We start from the raw sequence: 2,529 nt of genomic DNA, 5'->3' as shown, positions 1-2,529 counted from the left end.
CGGCATCCGGTACGCGGCCAACCGGACCAAGGCCGACTGCCGCCCGGAGACCGGCTACACCACGCTGTACAACGGATCCACCACCGGCTGGTCGCAGGCCGGGCCGGGCGGCTTCACCAACAGCAACGCCACCCTGACCTCTTCCGGCGGGCTGGGCATGCTCTGGCACAGCGCAAGGGAGTTCCGCTCCTACTCGCTCAAGCTGGACTGGCGGGTCGCCGGCGACGACAACTCCGGCGTGATCGTCGGCTTCCCGGCCACCACCGACCCGAACCAGGCCCTCAGCCAGGGGTACGAGGTGCAGATCGACGCCACCGACACCCCGGACCGCACCACCGGCGCGATCTACGCGGTCAAGGCCCCCGACACCGCCGCCCGCGACGCCGCGCTCAACCCGCCCGGCGAGTGGAACACCTTCGAGCTGCTGGTGGAAGGCGAGCGGCTGCAGGTGCTCCTCAACGGCGTGCGGATCAACGACTTCACCAACACCGACCCGGCCCGCTCGCTGGTGTCCGGCCACATCGGCATCCAGAACCACGGCACCGGCGACGACGTGTCGTTCCGCAACATCCGAATCAAGGAGCTGGGCGGCACCGCCCCCCGCACGGGCCCGATCACCGGCGTCGCCGGAAAGTGCGTCGACGTCAGCGGCAACAGCTCGGCCGACGGCACCCGGATCCAGCTGTGGACCTGCAACGGCGGCAGCAACCAGCAATGGACGGTCAACGGAAACACGTTGCGCGCACTCAACAAGTGCCTGGACGTCGGCGGCACCGCGAACGCAAGCCCGGTGCGGCTGTGGACCTGCAACGGCACCGGAGCCCAGAACTGGACCACCGGAGCCAACAGCTCCCTGATCAACCCCCAGTCCGGGAAATGCCTCGACGCCAACGGCGGTAGCTCCGCCGACGGCACCCAACTGATCATCTGGACCTGCCACGGCGGCACCAACCAACGCTGGACCCTGCCGTGACCACCCGGCACGGAAGCAATCAGGCCTTGCTTCCCATTCTCGGAGGCTGAGATGAAACGCTCGTTCACCAAACACGCTCTTGGCGTGGCCACCGCCGCACTGCTTCTCGCCGGTTCCGGTGTCGCCGATGCCCGACCGGCGACGCAGGCCCCGGATGTCGGCAGCCTCGCGGCGAGCGCCGGATGCGGCAAAGCCCCGACGCTGACCAGCGGCCCACGCACGATTCAGAGCAGCGGCAAGAGTCGCAGCTTCATCCTGAGGATTCCCGACGGCTACGACAACAACCGCCCCTACCGGTTGATCTTCGGATACCACTGGCGGGGCGGCACCGCCAACGACGTCGATTCGGGCGGAACCGATGGCTTCAACTGGTCCTACTACGGACTCCGGCGGCTGTCGAACAACGGGGCGATCTTCGTCGCACCCCAGGGCCTCGGCAACGGCTGGGCCAACTCCGGCGGCGAAGACGTGACCTTCACCGACGACATGATCAGGCTGATCGAGGCCGACCTCTGCGTCGAGACGACACAGCGCTTCGCCCTTGGTTTCAGCTTCGGCGGCGGCATGAGCTACGCACTCGCCTGCGCAAGGGCGAACATGTTCCGTGCGGTCGCGGTCTACTCCGGCGCGCAGATCAGCGGATGCAGCGGCGGCACTCAGCCCATCGCGTACATCGGGATTCACGGGATCGGTGACACGGTGCTCAACATCTCGCTGGGACGGTCGCTGCGTGACACGTTCGTCAGGAACAACGGCTGCACTCCCCAGAACCCGCCCGAGCCGGCGCCGGGCAGCCGAACCCACATCACCACAGCCTACTCGGGGTGCCGCTCCGGGTTTCCGGTGGTGTGGGCCGCGTTCGACGGCGGCCACACCCCCGGTCCCATCGACGGGTCCACCTCCGAAGGCTGGATGACCTGGACTTCGGCGGAGGTATGGCGATTCTTCACCGGAGACACGACGCCCCCGCCCCCGCCACCGCCCACGTTCCGGCTGCGCGGTGAGGCCTCCGGCCGGTGCCTGGACGTCAACGGCGCGAGCTCGGCCAACGGCGCCCAGATGATCATCTGGGACTGCCACACCGGCGCCAACCAGCAGTTCACCCAGAACGGACGGGCGCTGCAGGTGATGGGCAAATGCCTGGACCTGCCCACCAACGCCACCGCCGGCGCCCGGGTACAGATCTGGGACTGCCACGGAGGCGCCAACCAGCAATGGAACGTCAACGGCAACGGCACGATCAGCAACGTCCAAACTGGACTGTGTCTGGACGTCAACGGCGCCAGCACCGCCAATGGCAGCGCGGTGATCGTGTGGAGTTGCCACACCGGCGCCAACCAACGCTGGTCCCGAGCGTAGGGCGACCGTTGAACGTACGACTGGCCGGGATCACCAAGTCGTTCCTCGGTGTGCCTGTGCTGCGTGGGGTGAACCTGGAGCTGCGCGGGGGCGAGGTGCACGCGCTGGTCGGGGAGAACGGCGCGGGGAAGTCGACGCTGCTGAAGGTGCTGGCCGGGGTGCACCGGCCGGACGGCGGCACCATCGAGGTCGATGGT

At 68.1% G+C, this 2,529-nt stretch carries 3 protein-coding genes; all 3 read left to right on the top strand.

Translation table 11 applies throughout. From position 1 onward, the window contains the following. The coding region (locus tag VGX25_RS14990; RefSeq protein ID WP_326918389.1) for a family 16 glycoside hydrolase at positions 1–973 on the top strand (973 nt) is incomplete at its 5' end. An 84-nt stretch (positions 974–1,057) separates the two neighbouring features. Beyond that, positions 1,058–2,332 carry a ricin-type beta-trefoil lectin domain protein gene (locus VGX25_RS14985; protein ID WP_326918388.1) on the top strand — a complete coding sequence of 425 codons (1,275 nt, stop codon included), beginning with the start codon at positions 1,058–1,060 and terminating at the stop codon, positions 2,330–2,332. Positions 2,333–2,340: 8 nt separating this feature from the next. Beyond that, positions 2,341–2,529: ATP-binding cassette domain-containing protein (locus tag VGX25_RS14980; protein WP_326918387.1), on the top strand; the 189-nt coding region annotated here is incomplete at its 3' end.

The sequence above is a fragment of the Actinophytocola sp. genome (assembly GCF_035942955.1).
Taxonomy (GTDB): Bacteria; Actinomycetota; Actinomycetes; order Mycobacteriales; family Pseudonocardiaceae; genus DASYTH01.
The sequence above is the reverse complement of the archived record's forward strand: the minus strand, read 5'-3'. Positions and strand labels throughout refer to the sequence as shown.